The 17,771-nt window shown below is 66.2% G+C and carries 10 protein-coding genes and 3 pseudogenes; 1 reads left to right on the forward strand and 12 read right to left on the reverse strand.

Annotated elements, in window-relative coordinates; genetic code table 11:
* Positions 1–189: 189 nt before the first annotated feature.
* From ACZ44S_RS33335 to ACZ44S_RS33380, 10 genes and pseudogenes are all read right to left on the reverse strand, one after another.
* A pseudogene (locus ACZ44S_RS33335) lies at positions 190–2,018 on the reverse strand (IS481 family transposase).
* A gap of 500 nt (positions 2,019–2,518) precedes the next feature.
* Positions 2,519–4,108: pseudogene (cimA, locus tag ACZ44S_RS33340) on the reverse strand (citramalate synthase); the annotation flags it as partial.
* 333 nt (positions 4,109–4,441) lie between these two features.
* Positions 4,442–5,671, reverse strand: a complete 1,230-nt coding sequence (locus ACZ44S_RS33345; RefSeq protein ID WP_466935934.1) for an NAD(P)/FAD-dependent oxidoreductase — start codon at positions 5,669–5,671, stop codon at positions 4,442–4,444.
* A gap of 125 nt (positions 5,672–5,796) precedes the next feature.
* Positions 5,797–6,576, reverse strand: a complete 780-nt coding sequence (locus ACZ44S_RS33350) for an HpcH/HpaI aldolase family protein (protein ID WP_466935936.1) — start codon at positions 6,574–6,576, stop codon at positions 5,797–5,799.
* Entirely contained in the window at positions 6,573–8,069 is a 1,497-nt protein-coding gene (locus ACZ44S_RS33355) for an aldehyde dehydrogenase (RefSeq protein WP_466935939.1), read from the reverse strand. The genes ACZ44S_RS33350 and ACZ44S_RS33355 overlap by 4 nt, the downstream gene beginning before the upstream one ends.
* 160 nt (positions 8,070–8,229) lie before the next feature.
* Entirely contained in the window at positions 8,230–8,871 is a 642-nt protein-coding gene (locus tag ACZ44S_RS33360) for a DJ-1/PfpI family protein (protein ID WP_466935941.1), read from the reverse strand.
* Positions 8,872–8,919: 48 nt separating this feature from the next.
* Positions 8,920–10,080, reverse strand: coding sequence for a pyridoxal phosphate-dependent aminotransferase (locus tag ACZ44S_RS33365; RefSeq protein WP_466935944.1), 1,161 nt, complete (start codon positions 10,078–10,080; stop codon positions 8,920–8,922).
* A gap of 111 nt (positions 10,081–10,191) precedes the next feature.
* Positions 10,192–10,956 carry an amino acid ABC transporter ATP-binding protein gene (locus ACZ44S_RS33370; protein ID WP_466935947.1) on the reverse strand — a complete coding sequence of 255 codons (765 nt, stop codon included), beginning with the start codon at positions 10,954–10,956 and terminating at the stop codon, positions 10,192–10,194.
* Positions 10,953–11,918, reverse strand: a complete 966-nt coding sequence (locus tag ACZ44S_RS33375; protein ID WP_466935950.1) for an amino acid ABC transporter permease — start codon at positions 11,916–11,918, stop codon at positions 10,953–10,955. The genes ACZ44S_RS33370 and ACZ44S_RS33375 overlap by 4 nt, the downstream gene beginning before the upstream one ends.
* Positions 11,919–11,968: 50 nt before the next feature.
* Positions 11,969–12,913 (reverse strand): ABC transporter substrate-binding protein, encoded by a 945-nt coding sequence (locus ACZ44S_RS33380; protein ID WP_466935953.1) that lies wholly within the window; start codon positions 12,911–12,913, stop codon positions 11,969–11,971.
* A 266-nt stretch (positions 12,914–13,179) separates the two neighbouring features.
* On the opposite strand from ACZ44S_RS33380, the gene ACZ44S_RS33385 reads away from it, so the two are divergent.
* Entirely contained in the window at positions 13,180–14,649 is a 1,470-nt protein-coding gene (locus ACZ44S_RS33385) for an amidohydrolase family protein (protein WP_466935956.1), read from the forward strand.
* Positions 14,650–14,658: 9 nt separating this feature from the next.
* Here the strand turns inward: ACZ44S_RS33385 and ACZ44S_RS33390 are convergent, their stop codons facing one another.
* Positions 14,659–16,197: a PucR family transcriptional regulator gene (locus tag ACZ44S_RS33390; protein ID WP_466935959.1), complete on the reverse strand. Its 1,539-nt coding sequence runs from the start codon at positions 16,195–16,197 to the stop codon at positions 14,659–14,661.
* Between the two features lie 384 nt (positions 16,198–16,581).
* A pseudogene (locus ACZ44S_RS33395) lies at positions 16,582–17,757 on the reverse strand (IS256 family transposase); the annotation flags it as partial.
* Positions 17,758–17,771 lie beyond the last annotated feature (14 nt).

The following is a 17,771-nucleotide window of genomic DNA, read 5'->3' on the forward strand; positions in this document are numbered from 1 at the left end:
GCTCCGCAAGCGAGTCCTCCTCACCGCGCGGAGCCGTTCATGATCGCGGTTGTGGTGACCCTCCGTGGCTCCAGCACTGAAAGTGATCCAGAACCTGAAAGTTGACCCCCTCCAGGGGTCTGGCTCGTTGAGCCAGACGGGAGGAGTGGTGACCACCATGCTCGATCAACTGATTGTCGGTGTAAGGTCTCAGGACTTCCTTGACGGTTTGTCGTCAGATGATCCTTGACCGTCCATCTGGGTGCCCATGCCTTTGACGTAGAGCCTGGTGATCGGCTCGCGGTTCTTGCGCGGCCGGACGGCGAGTTCGTCCTCGCCGTGCAGGATCCGGTAGTGGGTGTCCTCGATGACGACGGTGACGATCTTTCCCGCATGCCGCGGACCGAGCTTGATGAACTGGCCGTTGATCACGAAGCGGCCGCTGGCATGCACCTTGCGCTGGGCCCGGATGGCACCGGCCGGCAGGGGCGGAGGCGGCAGAGGGGACGTCGCCGTCCGTGCCCCGTCGATCTGCCCCAGACGGTCGGCCGGAACCGGGCAGGGCCACGTCCCCATTAGGGCGTGGTCGGCGATGGCGTGCATAAGGTGCCCGTCGAGGCGGAGAGTGATCGTGCGGCCGGCGAGGGCGAATCCGACTTGGTAACGGCCGCCGGCCAGGCAGACGATCCCGTCACGATGGACCTTGCGGTCGACCTCGACCGGTTCACCGGCGGCGAGGATGGCCGTGCCACTGCGAGCCCTGGGCAGGGCGGCCGGTGCGGGCTCGGGACCGGCCGGACGGGCGCCGTAGCGCATGGTCAGGTAGGCGAGATCCTCCGGCCGCAGCCGGGACGGGACCGTGGTGACGAGGTGCCCGTCGAGGAGGAAGTGGACGCTGCGGTGGTTCGCCCAGACCGTCAGCGTCCGGCCGGCCAGTGCCTGGTGGATGCCGACTCGCTGCCTGCCCGTCACCAGGGTGATCTCGCCGCTGGGAGGAACCCGCACGTCGAACTCGATCGCGGTGCCCTGCGGCGGCAGGGCGGGCGGTTCGACGACCTCGATGGACAACTCCGCCTCCGCCGCTGTCTGTTCAGGATGTTCATCATCGCCGCGGAGGCGGACGGCAGTGTGGGGCCGAAAGAGGCTGATCGGGGTGGCCATGTTCAGGGCCTGGTGCGGCGCTGGTGGTTGTAGGCGTCCACCCAACCGTCGATCGCTTCCTGGACCGCGGCCAGCGACTCGAACGGCACGACGTGATCGAGGAACTCCTCGCGCAGGGTGCGGTGAAAGCGTTCGATCTTGCCCGTGGTGGTGGGTGACCGCGGCTTGGTCAGCCGCTGGGTGATGCCGTTCTCCCGGCAGATGCGCTCGAAGAGCACCTCCACCGGCTGTGGCCGTTGGTGCCGGCCGGTGAACTGCTTGCCGTTGTCCGTCAGCACCTCGAAGGGCACGCCGTAGCGGCGCATCGCGGCGGTAAAGGCCGAGCACACGGCGCGGGCGCTGGGCACGGCCACGACGGAAGCGATCACGACGAACCGGGAGTGGTCGTCGATGCCGGTGACCATCTTGCACTCCCGTCCGTCGGCCAGCGGAACACCGCCGACCAGGTCCCTCTGCCACAGGTGCATGGGTGCTTCGCGCTGCCACCGGCGGTACTTGCGGGGATGCTGCTGTTCCTGGGCGCGGACCAGGCCGCGGGACAGCACCCGGTGGACCGTGGCCCGCGACGGCGCCGACTCCATCCCGCTGCCGACGAGTTCGTGGGCGATCCGCCGGGCACCCCACCGCGGATGCCGGCGGCGCAGCTCGCAGATCTCGGCCTCCACCTCGGCAGACAGGCGCGTGGGGCTGCTCCGCGGGCGCCGGGAGCGGTCCAGCAGACCGGGCATACCCTCCTGCTCGAACCTCCGCCGCCAGGTGTGCAGGGCCTGACGCGAGGTGCCGTACCGGGCGGCGACCTCCCCGATCGGAGACCCGCCGAGCACCTCACGGACGGCCCGGTAGCGGTACTCGGCCAGCTGCTGTACATCCACGACCACCGACCGAAGCACCTCCGCCCCACTGAGGGACGGGAGACGGCGGACGTTCAACCGAACGTGTCACCCATGTCCTGAGCACAAACGGTCAAGCATCTCCTGAGACCTCACACCGACAAACTGATGACCTGAGCACCGCACTTGCCCCTCGCTCCGCAGCGACACCGCGCCCAAACCGTTCTTGGCGCCCCTGCGGCAGTCGCTACTTCTGCTCCCTGCACGGGAACGGTGAACCCTCGGTCTGAGAGGACATCGGTTCAAGGGCGAGGGGGCCCGTCATGGACCGCGAGCACTTCCACGAGCCGGTTGAGCTTGCTGCGGGCACGGGCGGCCTTGACGCGCGGTACGGTGAGCACGGCTGTTGCCCGCGGCGGGCACCCGACCGCATACGACAAGCAGGTGACCGGGATGGTACCCAGAGCAGAAGTGACCCGCCGCAGAGCCCCGGGCGTGTGGTGGAGGGTGATTGTCAACGTGCAGTCAGACGAGCTGTCGCCCCCCTCTTCGGCACCTGACGCCGGGCGCTGCAACAGGCCATACATGTAGGACTCTTGGAGCGCTTCACACGAGGCCGCGACGATGTTGTCCGCGACGCCGACCGTGTGCCACAGACGACGCCCGTCGGTGACGCTGATCAGAACTCGGATCCTCGCCCCGGTGCCGCGGTGGCCTTCGAGAATGCGGACCTTGTAGTCAACCAGCTCGAACCTGCACGCCTCAGGAAAGGCGCACTGCAGAGCCTTGCAGAGAGCCTGGTCCAAGGCGTTGACCGGACCGTTGCCCGCTGCCACAGCTGTAGATAGGCGGCCGTCGGCCACCAGCTTCACTGTGGCTTCGCTTTCCTGCCCCTGCTCGCCGCTCCTGCACTCGCTGATCACTCTCCAGGACCGCAACTCGAAGAGGGTGGCACGGCGGCCGAGCAGTTCGGCGCGCAGCAGCAGTTCGAAGGAGGCGTCGGCGGCCTCGTAGGTGTAGCCCTTGAGCTCGCGCTCCTTGACCCGCTCCACGACCCGGCCGACCACTTCGCGGTCGTCGCCGAGGTCGATGCCGAGCTCCCTGCCCTTGAGCTCGATGGAGGCGCGCCCGGCCATGTCGGAGACCAGCATGCGCATGGTGTTTCCGACCTGCTCGGGGTCGATGTGCTGGTACAGGTCCGGGTCGACCTTGATCGCGGAGGCGTGCAGGCCCGCCTTGTGCGCGAAGGCGGAGACGCCGACGTAGGGCTGGTGGGTGGAGGGGGTGAGGTTGACGACCTCGGCGATGGCGTGCGAGATGCGGGTCATCTCGCGCAGGCGCCCGTCCGGGAGGACCTTCTTGCCGTACTTCAGCTCCAGGGCCGCCACGACCGGGAACAGGTTGGCGTTGCCGACCCGCTCGCCGTAGCCGTTGGCGGTGCACTGGACGTGGGTGGCGCCCGCGTCGACGGCGGCGAGGGTGTTGGCGACCGCGCAGCCGGTGTCGTCCTGGGCGTGGATGCCGAGGCGGGCCCCGGTGTCGGCGAGGACGGTGGCGACCACGGCCTGGATCTGCGCCGGGAGCATGCCGCCGTTGGTGTCGCACAGGACGACGACGTCGGCTCCGGCCTCGGAGGCGGCGCGGACGACCGACTTGGCGTACTCCAGGTTGGCGCGGTAGCCGTCGAAGAAGTGCTCGCAGTCCACGAAAACCCGGCGCCCCCGCGCCCTGAGATGGGAAACGGTGTCGGCGACCATCGCCAGGTTCTCCTCCAGCGTGGTACGCAGGGCCAGCTCGACATGCCGGTCGTGAGCCTTGGCGACCAGCGTGATCACCTGAGCACCGGACTCGAGCAACTTCCCGACCTGGTGGTCCTCAGCAGCAATCGCACCCGCGCGACGAGTGGCACCGAAGGCGACCAACTGGGCGTTCTTGAAATCGATCTCCTGCTGCGCGCGGGCGAAGAACTCGGTGTCCCGCGGGTTCGCACCGGGCCAACCGCCCTCGATGAAGCCCACACCGAACTCGTCCAGATGCCGTGCGATCGCCAGCTTGTCCGCGACCGTGAGGTTGATGCCCTCGCGCTGCGCGCCGTCGCGCAGGGTGGTGTCGAAGATGTGGAATGCCTCGTGAACCATGACTGTGTTCCTGTCTGCCGGACGTGCGGGCCGAGGAAGCGGGTAGTGGCGGCGGAAACCAAAAAGACCCCTCGCGGAGCGCGAGAGGTCTGCGTGCGGACGGTGAGTCGTCGGGGAGGTGTTCCCTCCACGTCATCTCGTCGTCGGCACGCTGCCGCAGATAATGAGCTGACACAGCACGTGAAGATTTTGGCATGTCACCTTCGCAGGCGGGACACTGGTCTCACGATGCGGAATCCGGTCGGACCGTAGTACCGTCACGACAGCCGCTGCTTCGGCCGCGGCCCCCGGGCACGAGCCGCAGGTCGTCGGCCGGCCGAAACTCGCCTTGGACTAACGTGTCGGGTCGAACGCCGCGAGGTGCGATACGGAGGTACCCGTCATGATCTGCTCGGCCAGGAGTTTTCCGGTGACGGGGCCAAGTGTCAGGCCCCACATCCCGTGACCGCCGGCAATGTGAACACCTGGAAGACCAGCCTCACCGATGAGCGGGAGCCCATCGGTCGTCAATGGGCGCGGCCCAACCCAGGGATCGCGGATGTCGGTCCAGTCCACTCCGTCGAGCAAGGGCCGCACGGAACGGCTGATCGCCTCGAGTCTGCCCCGCTTGAAGGGGGCGTCACGGTGAGCAATCTCCATCGTCCCGGCGAGCCTGGCCCCATCACGATACGGAGTGATCGCGACCCGCACGCCGGGAAGATAAACGGGCGTGGCAAGTGGCGTGGCCATCCGTACCGTGCAGGAGTATCCGCGGCCTGCCTGCACTGGCATGCGCACCCCGAGAGGGCGGGCAAGTTCGGGCAGCCACGCACCAGTTGCCAACACCACGGCGTCGGCAGGCACCGGAGCACCCGTCCATGTGATCGCCTGGAGGCCCTTGGCCCCGTATCCGATGGCGCGGACCGATACGCCCTCCAGGATGCTTCCGCCCGCCGCCCGCACTCCAGCTGCCAGTGACTCCAACACCTGGCCCGGATCGGTGTAGCGCTGACCGCTGAGGATCATGGCACGATCGATGCGCGACGAGAACGGCGGCTCCGGCGCCATGTCCACGTAGTCGACCTTCTGGCCCGTCCTCCGCACGCTGTCCAACTCGTGCCGCAGACTCCCTATCTTCTCACCGGGCCGAAAGCCGATGTGGATGTCCGCTTCATGGGTCACCAAGGGAACGCCTGCGGTGGCCAGCTCGTCGAACGCAGCCAGGCTCAGCCGGTTGAGCCGCCCCAGGCTAGTGAGTCCCCGACGCCACCTGCGAGCGGTCGCGTTGCGGGCGAAACCGGTCAGGAACGCCGCCGTCGGCGCAGACATGCGCGGATCCACGGTCAAGGGCGAATCGGGGTTGGCCAGCCCACGGAGTCCTTCGCGGACAAGCGCGGGCTCCGGTAGGGGCACCGCCAACCCCGGTGAAAGCCAGCCGGCATTGCCCCACGAGGCGCCCGCGCCGATTTCGGAGCGTTCCAACACGACGACCTCGACGCCTCGCCTCGCCAGGTACCAGGCGCAGGACAGGCCCACGACACCGGCGCCGACGACAACGACTCGACTGGGCGATTGCAGGCTCACTTCAGTCCTCCTGAGGAACGAAAGGGTGGCGCGGTGGAAGTCGCCGGCCGGCCGGAAGTACGTCGCGGCCGGCGGCGCTTATGGTCCTCCGCACTCGCCATGGGAGAAGTCCTGACGCGTCCCCGTTACCCGGCACGCTTACGCATCGACTGGATGGTCTTCTGGTCGGTCGCTACACCGTTCGAGACGTGTCCGACGTCCGAGCTGAAGAGAATGAAGTCGGCGCCGACGCCCACCATCCGCCGTGCGACCTCGGGATCCGTAACGAAGGAGCCGAAGTGCTTCCCCCGCTCCCGGCAGCCGCGTCCGACGGTTTCGAACGCCTCCCAGACCAGCGGGTCGTTCGCCCCGGCCTGCGGTTCGAGACCCATGTTCATCGCCATGTCGCTGGGGCCCACGACGACACCGTCGATTCCTGGCACGGAGAGGATGTCAGCGAGGTTGCCCACCGCCTGGGGGGTTTCCACCATGACCATCACGACGATGTCCTCGTTCGCCGCCCCCGGTGTCGCGTGCGTCCGTGGCGCCCCCCACGACCGCTCGCCGAGGGGAGGGAACCGGGTGTTGACGCGGACGGCTTCCGCCTGCTGCCTCGTGTTGACCATAGGCGCGATGATGCCGCGAGCGCCCAGGTCCAGAGCCCGTTGAATGCCGATCGGATCGTTCTCGCCGACCCGGATCACGGGCAGGGTACCGCCGAGTTCGAGCGCGTGGAGCAGCGGCAGCAGGTTGGCCTGGGATGCGTACGCGTGCTGCTGTTCGATGACGACCCAGTCGAATCCGGCCTGGCCGACGATGTACGCCGAGGAGGACGTGGGAAGCCCGAGGAGTGCGCCGAAGGCGGTCTCACCCGCTGCCCATCGCGCACGAACGCGATTTTCTCCGGGCGAGAATTCGGTTGTCACCTGGAACCTCCCAATTGTTCTGCGCTGGCGTAGATCGCTTTCCATTCCAAGTACGACGAGAGAGCCTGCGGACCGAGTTCACGCCCGATGCCGCTCTCCTTGAAACCGCCGAAGGGAGCGTTCATGTCGAGCACCCAGTAGTTCACGCCGACGTTGCCCGCACGGATGCGCCGGGCGTAGTCGAGGCCCTTCTCCTCGTCCCGGCTCCACACCGAGCCGGCGAGTCCGAAGTTCGTGTCGTTGACCATCGCCAGCGCCTGCGCCTCGTCGTCGTAGGGCGTGATGCCCATGACGGGGCCGAACACCTCCTCCCGGGAGATCCGGTCGGTCGGGGCGACGTCCGCGAAGACGGTGGGTGCGACGAACCAGCCGTCGGGCAGTCCTGCCGGACGGCCGCCCCCCGTGATCAGCCGCGCCGCGGAGTTGTTCCGCGCGTCGTCGATGTATCCCTGGACCCTGTTCATGTGACGCTCGCTGGCCATCGGACCCAACGTCGTCGCACGGTCAAGGGGGTCTCCCACGACGAAGGCCTCGGCGTACGCCGCTACCGCGTCAACGATCTCGGCGTAGCGCGAGCGGGGCGCCAGAAGCCGCATCTGGGCCGCGCAGCTCTGCCCGTTGTTCAGGAAGGACGACGTGGCCAGGCCCGCGAGCAGCGTCTCGAGATCACCGTCCTCACAGAACAGCGCCGCGGCGTTTCCGCCCAGCTCAAGGGTGCACCGTCGCATCAGCCGACCGCATTCGGCACCGATCGCGCGCCCCGCGGCATTCGATCCAGTGAAGGCGATCTTGTCGACGCCGGGGTGCGTCACCAGGGCGGCGCCGGCCTCCCGGTCTCCGAGCACGATGTTGAGCACCCCCGGGGGCAAACCGGCCTCGGCCGCCGCCTCGGCCAGGACATAGCTGTCCAGCGCCGTCTCCGGAGCGTGCTTCAGTACGATCGTGCAGCCGGCGGCGAGTGCCGGTGCGATCTTCATCATGGCGATCGACTGCGGGAAGTTCCAGGGGGTGATCGCGCCGACCACGCCCACCGGCTCTCGACGCACGATTGTGGATCCGGACGGGCTGGGCTGAGCGGATTCGAACGACTCGGTCGACGCCTGGTTCGCGTACATCTCGAGCAGCGCCGCCGGAGCCTCGCCGTTGAAAGCCTCCGAGAGCCAGATCGGCATGCCATTCTGGCGGCTGACGAGCTCACTGGTCGTAGTCCCCCGAGCACGCAAGGCGGTGGCGAACCGCCTCATGACCGCCACCCGGTCGTCTACGCTCGTCCGGCTCCATGGGCCATGGTCGAACGCGTGACGTGCGGCACCGACCGCCGCGTCGATGTCCTTCCCCGAGGCGAGTGCCGCCACTCCGAGGGGAAGGCCGGTCGCAGCCTCTCGAGCGGTGACTTTTTCGTGGTGGTGCGGGGTGGCCCATTCACCGTTGATGAAGAATTTCGTCCGGTCCAGACCTGTACGTGTTCTGTTGGTGTCTGCCGTCGAACTCATGGTCTGGCTCCTTTTGCCGCAGTACTGCATCTGCCAGGTGTTCCGCAATCCTCGGCGGGGGTTGCGGGCGCCTTTCCGGTTGAAATTCTGCACGGAGCGGCAGTCGCGGGTCCTGTTCGATGGACCGAAGAATCCTCCGTGTGCTTGGGCGATCACACAGTCAGTCGCCGTAGAGCATCTGATGCCGACGGGCAAGAAGTCCGGCGACCACCTTCTCCGGCGCAGAGCTGGGCTGCCCCGCGTCGAACGGCGGTTCCGGTGCGTATTGCATGGCGAGCTGCCGCGCCTGTGCGACTTCGTCGCCGGCGATCAACGCGGCCAGCCGAAGGCCCATGTCGATCCCCGCGGACACGCCGGCAGCGGTGATGTAGTGGCCGTCGATCACCACGCGCTCGTCCGTCGGCAGGGCCCCGTGCTCGGCGAGCAGGTCGATCGCCAGCCAGTGGCTCGTAGCGCGCCGGCCGTTCAGCAGACCGGCCGCGGCGAGGACGAGTGAACCGGTGCACACACTGGTCGTCCACGTCGCTGTGCTGTCCACAGCGCGGAGCCAATCGTGGAACCGGCCGTCTTCCATCTGCGCCGACGAGCCCATTCCGCCCGGCAGCAGCACGACGTCGGGGGCTGGCACCTCGTCGAAGTCGGCGACCGCGTGGATGAAGAGACTTCCGCTGTCGTCGATGACCGGGCCTCGTTGGTCGGCCACCACGACGATCTCCGCGCCAGGCACCCCGGCGAGGGCCTCGAATGGCCCCACCAGGTCTAGGGCAGTGAACTTGGGATAGAGGACTGCCGCGATCTGCATAAGCACACTCCGCTTCGGTTCCAAGGACATCACTGGGGTTCGCACCGGTCAACGGACAGCCCAGTTCCCTACTGCCTCGACCAGGCGGGTCGTGCCGATCCGCAGCCGCTCTCTCTCCGTGGCGAGCGAGAGCCTCACCATCGTGGCCCCGGCCGGGCCGAAGGTCAGACCCGGGGCCACCGACACACCGGCCTCCACGACGAGCCGGCGGGCGAGGGAGTAGGAATCCGTTCCGCAGCGGGAAATGTCCGCCAGAGCGTAGAACGCGCCCTGAGGCACGTTGATGAGCAATCCACCCGCTCGGAGCAGGTCGACCACCAGGTCCCGGCGTTCCCGGTAGGACTCGGTCATCGCCCGCACGGGGGACTGGTCGCCCGCCAGCGCCGCTTGGCCCGCCTTCTGCACGATGGAGGGGGCGCAGGCGACAGCGGCCTCGTGCACCTTCGCGACATGACTGATCATGTCGCTCGCCCCGGCCACGTAGCCCATACGCCACCCAGTCATCGCATAGCTCTTGGACATGCTGAACACGCTGAGAACCCGGCCGTCGGGGTCCAATGACGCAGGACTGACGTGCTCACCCTCGAAGACGATGTGCTCGTAGCATTCGTCCGATACGAGGAAGAGGTCGTACCGGTGGGCGATGTCGACCAGAGCTTGGAGAACTGAGGGCGGGAAGACCGCGCCGGTCGGATTGCTGGGCGAGTTGACCACGAGCATCTTGACCGACGGCTTTGCGGCGAGTCTCTCCAGGTGTTCCAGGTCCGGCAAGAAGTCCCGCTCCGGGTCCAGCGGATAGTAAGCCGAGCGGGCACCGACAGTATCGGCCATCATCTGGTAGTTCGGCCAGCCGGGATCCGGCAGCAGGACAACGTCTCCCGGGGAGAGAAGCGCGGTGAAGCACTCGAAGAGCGCGTTTACCGCACCGCACGTCACCAGCACGTTGTCAGCGGGAACGTCGATCCCGTTCTCCCGTGCAAGCTTCCTGGCTATCTCCGTGCGTACCTCAAGTAGGCCCTTGTTGGGCGCGTACGTGGTGTAGCCTTCGCGCGCCGCAGCATTCGCCGCTTCGACGACGTGTGGTGGGGTTGGAAAATCCGGCTCACCGGCCTCGAGACGCATGACGTCGTAGTTTTGATCTGCCAGCTCCATGATTTCCCGGATACCGGAGCGCCGCATCGCGCTGATGCGCGGGGCAGGTGTGGGCACGTTGCTCTCCTGACTGGTTCGGGACGACTTCCATGTGGGACGCGATACCCGTCGGCGGACGACCCTCGTCGGACTGTCGACGGGATGCCGGGCGACTGCGCTGCCCGGTGACTACAAGACCTTGGCGAGGAACGCCTGCGTTCGCGGATGGGACGGGCGGCCGAGGACATCGGCGGGATGGCCCTTCTCGAGGATGACGCCGTCGTCCATGAAGGCGACGCTGTCGGCGACCTCGCGTGCGAAGCCGATCTCATGCGTGACGACGACCATGGTCATTCCCTCCCGTGCCAGTGCGCGCATCACGTCCAGGACCTCACCCACGAGTTCCGGGTCGAGCGCCGAGGTCGGCTCGTCGAACAGGATGAGTTTTGGACGCATGGCGAGAGCGCGGGCGATCGCGACTCGTTGCTGCTGGCCTCCGGACAGTTGCGAGGGGTAGTGATCGCATCGGTCCGCGAGTCCGACGCTGGCCAGAAGTTCCCTGGCCTGGTCGAATGCCTGCTGTCTGCCGGTGCCGCGCACGAAGAGCGGGCCAGCCGCAACGTTCTCCAGGGCGGTCATGTGCGCGAACAGGTTGAACCGCTGGAACACCATCCCTAGCTCCGCACGGCTCGCGCAGATGTCGTGTTCCTTGCGCTCTCGGATCTTGTCACCGGCCTGCCGGTAACCAACCAGTTCGCCTTCGACGGAAAGCCGGCCAGCGTCGATACGCTCGAGGTGATTGATACACCGCAGGAAGGTGGACTTGCCGGATCCGGACGGTCCCAACAGGCAGACCACCTCACCTCGCTCCACCGTGAGGTCCACGCCCCGGAGGACCTCACGGTGACCGTAGCGCTTCCTTACGCCTTCGGCCTGCACCATCGGAGTGGTCATGAGGCTCTCCTTGTCGATGACTTGAGAGTCGTCCACGGCCGCTGCCTCGTTCGTGAGCGAGCCTGTCGGTTCGTCGGCACGCTCGCACTTCCGTGATTGAAGCGGCGCTCCAGTTGTGTCTGACCGATGGAGAGCACCGTGGTCGCCGCCAGATACCAGATCGAGACCACCACGAGGAGCGGAACCTGTTCAAAGTTCGCGGCGTAAATCAGCTGCGCCGAATACAGCAAGTCCATGTACGCGATCACCGAGACGAGTGAAGTCGTCTTCAGCATGTTGATCGTCTCGTTGCCGGTGGGCGGAATAATGACCCGCATGGCCTGCGGCAGCACGATTCGCCGCATTACTTGCAAGGGCCTCATTCCGAGCGCCTGCGCCGCCTCGGCCTGGCCGCCGTCGACGGAATTGATCCCGGCACGGACAATCTCGGCCATGTACGCGGCCTCGTTCAGCCCTAGACCGAGTATCGCCGCGGTCAGCGGAGTAATGAGTTGGTTGGCGTCCCCCTCGAGCAGAATGGGCCCGCCAAACGGCACTCCGAAGCTGAGCGTCGGATATACGGCCGCCAGGAAGCTCCAGAAGAGCAACTGGACCAGGACCGGTGTACCGCGGAAGAACCAAATGTAGGCGGCAGCTCCCTGTGCGACGACTGGATTTGCCGAGCGGCGCATGACGGCCAGCACGATCCCGAGGAAAATGCTCACCACCATGGCGATCGCTGTCAACTTCAGTGTGACGAGGACACCGCTGAGGATTTGCGCGTCAAACAGGTAATGGCCAACCAGCGACCATTGGAACCTTGGGTTCGTGGCGACGGATTCGGCTAGCGAGGCCGCGACGAGAAGCAGCACCGCTGCACCCACCCATCGTCCGGGGTGCCTCAGCGGGACCGCACGCACCTGCTCACTCGTCGCCGACTCCGTGCGCGCCGGCACGACCCGCGATTGATCGATTTCTGACATCAGCTCACCTCTTGCCACGAGCGGACGATACCGCCGTGAACCCGCTCTGATCAGTGTGTCCCGGCGTTGATCTTGGGTTCCTCGATGGCGATCTGGTCAACCTGCCACTTGTGGAGGATCTCCTGGTACTTTCCGTTGGCGATCAATTCGGCGACCGCCTTTCGAACGGGTTCCGCGAGTCCTGAATCCTTCGGGACCGCGATACCTTCCAGGACCGCGCCATAGGGGTCGCCGAGCAGTACGAGCTTTCCATTGGACTTGTCCACGATGGACGCGGCGACAGGAGTATCCGTGACCGAGGCGTCCGCACGGCCGCTGGTGACGGCCAGGTTTGCGGCGCTCTGGTCCGGAAAGGTGGAGGCCTTCAACGATCCGCCGCCCTGTTCCCCGCACTTGCTGGCCTGCTCCTTGACGTCTTCTACCTGGGCCGATGCGCGGGTGACCGCGACCGTCTTGCCACACAGGTCGGCCAGTGTGGCGACCTCGCCCTCGAGTTCGGGCGGGCCGAAAACGGAGGAGCCGACTTTGAGGTAGTCCACGAAATCGACGACCTGCTGGCGTTCCTTGGTGTCCGTGAAGCCTGACAGACCCAGATCTGCCTTTCCTGCCGCTAGGGCCGGCAGGATGCTGTCGAAGGGAACGGGCCGCAGCTCGGCCTTTTTACCCAGGACTTCGGCGACCGCGCTGCCGAGGTCGACATCGAATCCCTGTGGTTTGTTGGAACCCGGCGGCACGAACGACTGAGGCGGTGCCGAGGCACCGACAGCCAGCACCAGCGTGTCCTTCTTATCGTATTTAGCGGGCAGCTCGATGTGTGAATCCGAGGAACGCGTACGCGATCCGTCGCCGCCCGGTCCGGACGAATCGGCGGGCGACTCACCGCACGCGGCGGTCGAGGCGATCAGCCCGAGCGCGATGGCTGTAAGGACAACTCCACGACCGCGTCTGGCAGGCCGCACCGCACTGCGTTCAGTTCGAATCAGATGGGTTCTCACTGTGCTCACCTCAAAGGTGGACTCTGTTTGATTGGGCGAGTTTGACACGCCGCCTCAACCGCCCGGCTTGTGCTGCAGCACGAAAGAAGCTCCTGATTCATGGCCGATCGCACAGGACTGCGTCGTACCCGGAGCCTGCATGATCCATCTCCGGGGGAATGTCGTCGTCGAACCCGTCGTGTCGCGTCGTGTCGTGTGCGTCATCACGTCAACTTGAGGAGAAACGTGCCTTTCCCTGACCCTGAAGTGAAACAAGTCACCCAGTCGTGAGCGAATTCGACGTAGTGATCCGCGGGGGACGCGTCATCGATCCGGCGAGTGGGACAGATGGGGTGTTTAATGTCGGCATCTCAAAGGGCACCGTCGCCGATATTTCGAGTGACCACCTAGACGGGAATTTGAATATCGACGCCTCGGGTCTGGTTGTTGCCCCGGGTTTCGTCGATCTCCACAGCCACTGCCATGACATTCCCGGGATGCGACTCCAGGCCCTGGACGGGGTCACCACAGTGCTGGAACTCGAGATCGGCCGCTACCCCGTGAGTCACGCTTACGACCGGGCTGCGGCGGAAGGGCGGCCGACCAACTTCGGATTCGCCACCAGTTGGGGGGCCGTTCGCCGGCACATCGTCGCCGGAATTGAAGGAACGGGCTCCCTTCAGGACGTGTTCGACGCCATGGCTGTCGACGCGTGGCGGCGGGCGGCATCCCCACGCCTCGTGCGCGACATGGTCGAGTGCCTCGAGCAGGAACTGTCCCTCGGTGCCCTCGGCATCGGGATCCCGGTCGGATACGCGCCCGCCGTCGCTCCCTCAGAATATGTTGCGGTGGCCGAGGCCGCCGCGCGGTGGGGGAGGCCGACCTACACCCACGCGCGCGACCTCGTAGAGCAGGATCCGCTCGTCGCGATCGATGGCGCCGAGGAGATCGTGCGCGTGGCCGGGCAGACCGGCGCGCACATGCACTACTGCCATGTGAATAGCACCTCGGGAATCCATCTCGACCGCGTACACCGCACGGTCGAACGGGCCGTGAGCGCTGGTGCGAAGGTGACGACCGAGGCCTACCCGTACGGCAGTGGCATGACCGGCATCGGTGCCGCGTTCCTCGCTCCGGAGCTGCTGCACCGTCGCGGAATGAGTCCGAGGGCGATCCAGCATCTGGAGACCGGGCGACGCATGAACAGTGCAGCCGAGCTGCGGCGTATGCAACGAGAGCATGGAGGTGAACTCGCGTTCGTCCACTTTCTGGACGAGTCGGAGCCACAGACTCGCGAGTTGCTCACCAAAGCGATGGTCTTCGGTGATACCGCGGTAGCGTCCGACGCGATCGAGCCGATCTGGCGGAGCGGTGCACGCGACTCCATGGCCTGGCCGTTGCCGGACGAAGTGGTGGGGCACCCGAGAACCGCCGGTACCTTTGGCCGAACGCTCAGAGTCCTCGTCCGTGAAAACAGCGCGATGAGTCTCCACGAAGCCGTCCGCCGCTGCAGCCTGGTGCCCGCAACAATCGCGGCGACCGGAGTTCCAGCGATGTCCCGCAAGGGCCGCCTGCAACCTGGCACAGACGCGGACATCACAGTGTTCGACCCGGAAGAGGTGTCCGATAACGCCACGTATCTCAACACCACCAGGCCAAGCAGCGGATTCAGGCACGTACTCGTCAATGGTGTTCCGGTGGTGCGTGATGGTGTCCTAGACAGCACCGCACTTCCCGGACGGCCGATCCGCGCCTGAGTTGCCGAGTTACCGTGCGTCGAAGTAGCGACGCAGCCGAAGGTCGATCAACGCCGCCAGCCTAGCGTCCGGTTCGTCTAGCACGCTGTCCGCAATCGTGCCGATCCGGTCCAGACGGTACCGAAGCGTATTAGGGTGCACGTGCAGCACGGATGCGGCACGGCGCACGTCGCCAAAGGCGTCGAGGTACGCGGAGAGCGTGCTGGTCAACGACGTCTGATGGGCGGCGTCGTGCTGCAGCAGCCTCGCCACGTGTCCGTCGGCGAACATCTCACGGACGTCTGTCGCCTCGGCGAGCCTGAGCATCACCAATTCCGTGCGCACGGATCGCACTGAGCCCGTCGTTGCGGTCCCATGGCGCAACACGTGCAGGACGTCGTCCGCGTCGGCCCGGGACGAGGGGACAGCGGCAAGCTCCGTGACCACTCGCCCGACGCCGGCACGCAGATTGTGCTGCGAACCCGAATGCTTGACGAAATCGTCGATGATTCTCAGGCCGGTGGCCTCGTCCCCGACCGGCAGCAGGCCATAGATCACATCCGCCAGAGTCACGACGGCGGACGAACTGTTAATCAGTCGCAGATGAATGTCCAGAGCATCGGAAAGCCGCTGCACCTGGATGGCCCGGTCGGCTCCCCCTCCGATGTTCACCAGCTCGATCGCAACCACAGCCAGTGACATGCCATTAACCCTGAGTCGTCGGGCTGCTTCGGCCGAATCCTCCTGCCGTGTCAGCAGCGCGGCGAACTGCTCGGAACGCAGTGTCTGGCCAGCCGAGGCCACCGCCCGTTCACGTAGGAGTCGCACGGCGACGATGTCCGCGGCCTCCTTGAAAGCCCGCAACCGTTGCCGGGACAACGGACCGGGGACGACGGCCCATAGCGAGCCCAGGACGCGGTTGCCCGCACGGACGGAAACCGCAGTCCGAGGGAGGCTCCCGGGCGCAAAGGTCGGAATGTAGACGGGTTCCGCGCTCTCGTCCAGCTTCCGAAACACGCCGTTCTCGATCAGCGTGCGCTTGTACGTCTCCGGCACCTGACGCCCGAGGACGGTCTGGATACGAGGATCATCAGCGTGTTCCTGTCCCACCGAATACGCAAGGACCCGCACAGACGGATCCACGATGGTGATCGGCGCGTCGACAAGAGCCGCGATCTCATTGGCGAGCTGAAACAGGCCACTCGACCCGTCGTCGGAAATGAGCCCTTCGACGGGGTCGAGGAGTCGGCGAAGCAGGACGAATAGATGGCCCCATGCCACATCGGTGCCGACCTCGACCAGGGTCACATCGGCGAAGATCGCAGCATCCCGCACACCCGGATCACCTGCTACCGGGGGTTTGAGCAGCACAGCGGCCACCCCGGCGCCCGCAAGACCCCTGACGTAGGCTCCCGCCGCGGCCGCTTCGGTCAGTCCGACGCCGAGGAGGAGCCCATCGTGCCCGCCGGCAGGCTCCTCCTTGACATCGACGATGGACAGGTCTCCCACCGTTCGTTCGCTGGGCCCATGGACCACGCGCAGCAGGGCTCCACCCAGGTCCGCGATCACACGGGAAAGCTCAGTGGGCGCTGAGTCGGACATGGTCCCCACTGCTCACTTTCCACGACACCGGGCTCACCCAGGATGGGAGGCACCCGTCTGTGCGGCCGAGCGGTCGCTCTGGCTTCGAACAGGTCCGGCGGAAGGCTTCACCTCACCGTGGCACGACCGCACTGGCAGGACACATGCCACCCGAACCAGCCATGCGCAAATTATCATTATACGGTCACCTTGTGTGTCTCGATTTGTTCACGGGCGCCCGGACAGGGACCGCAGCCCAGTGGACTCATCACGGGGCCGCTGGCGCGGCGCGGTCGACTTCGTCTCCAGGCCGCTGGCCTACACACAAAGTCCGGGTGTGTCAACTTAACGGCTGATCTTGGTTGTTGAGGTTCAGTTGTTGGCCGGGGTGAGCCGGCCTTCGAAGGCGATCTGGAAGGCGTTCAGGGGCGCCTTCCAGCGCATGGTCCACCTCTTGCGGCCCTTGCCGGTCGGGTCGAGGCTCATCAGGGCCATGTAGATGCACTTGAGGGCGGCGGCCTCGTTGGGGAAGTGTCCGCGGGCGCGGACGGTCTTGCGGATGCGGGCGTTGACGCTCTCGATCGCGTTCGTGCTGCAGATGACCTTGCGTATCTCGACGTCGAAGGAGAGGAAGGGCACGAACTCGGCCCAGGCGTCCGACCACAGCTTCACGATCGCCGGATACTTCCGGCCCCAGGACTCCTGGAACTCCAGGAACCGCTCCGTGGCCGCGTCCTCGCTGGGTGCGGTGTAGACGGGCTTGAGGGCCCCTGCGACCTTGTCCCAGCTGGCGGGCTGCGTAACGGAACGAGTTCCGCAGCAGGTGAACCACGCACGTCTGGACGATCGTGCGAGGCCAGACGGTCTCCACGGCCTCAGGAAGGCCCTTGAGTCCGTCGCAGACCAGCATCAGCACGTCGTCCAGGCCGCGGTTTTCAGCTCGGTGAACACGTGCAGCCGGTACTTCGCGCCCTCGCCGCCGTCACCGGCCCAGATGCCGAGGATGTCGCGGGTGCCGTCTACGGTCACGGCCATCACCACGTAGACCGGACGGTTCGCGACCTGCCCGTCCCTGATCTTGACGTTGATGGCATCCACGAACAGGACCGGGTAGACGCGGTCGAGCGGCCGGTTCTGCCATTCGGCCATGCCGTCCGTGACCTTGTCGGTGATGGTGGAGATGGTCTGCCTGGACACCTCCGCCCCGTAGACCTCGGCGAGATGAGCGGAGATCACCCCGTGGGTGAGACCCTTCGCGGACAAAGAGAGCACCATTTCGTCGACGCCGGTCAGACGGCGCTGGCGCTTCTTGACGATCTGCGGCTCGAAGGTGCCAGCGGTGTCACGGGGCACCTTCACCTCCACCGGGCCGACATCGGTCAGCACGGTCTTCGCCCGGGTGCCGTTGCGGCTGTTGCCGTTGTTCTTCCCGGCCGGATCGTGCTTCTCGTAGCCGACGTGGTCGGTGATCTCGCCTTCCAGGGCGGACTCCAGCACCCGCTTGGTCAGCTGCTGCAACAGCCCGCCCTCGCCGTCAGCTGCAGCCCCTCGTTCCGGGCCCG

Source organism: Streptomyces malachitofuscus (assembly GCF_055571035.1).

What these genes read in the sequence shown, in the direction of transcription:
- ACZ44S_RS33355 (WP_466935939.1), bottom strand. Translation starts at nt 8,069, where the DNA reads ATGAGTTCGACGGCAGACACCAACAGAACACGTACAGGTCTGGACCGG.
- ACZ44S_RS33360 (WP_466935941.1), bottom strand. Translation starts at nt 8,871, where the DNA reads ATGCAGATCGCGGCAGTCCTCTATCCCAAGTTCACTGCCCTAGACCTG.
- ACZ44S_RS33375 (WP_466935950.1), bottom strand. Translation starts at nt 11,918, where the DNA reads ATGTCAGAAATCGATCAATCGCGGGTCGTGCCGGCGCGCACGGAGTCG.
- ACZ44S_RS33370 (WP_466935947.1), bottom strand. Translation starts at nt 10,956, where the DNA reads ATGACCACTCCGATGGTGCAGGCCGAAGGCGTAAGGAAGCGCTACGGT.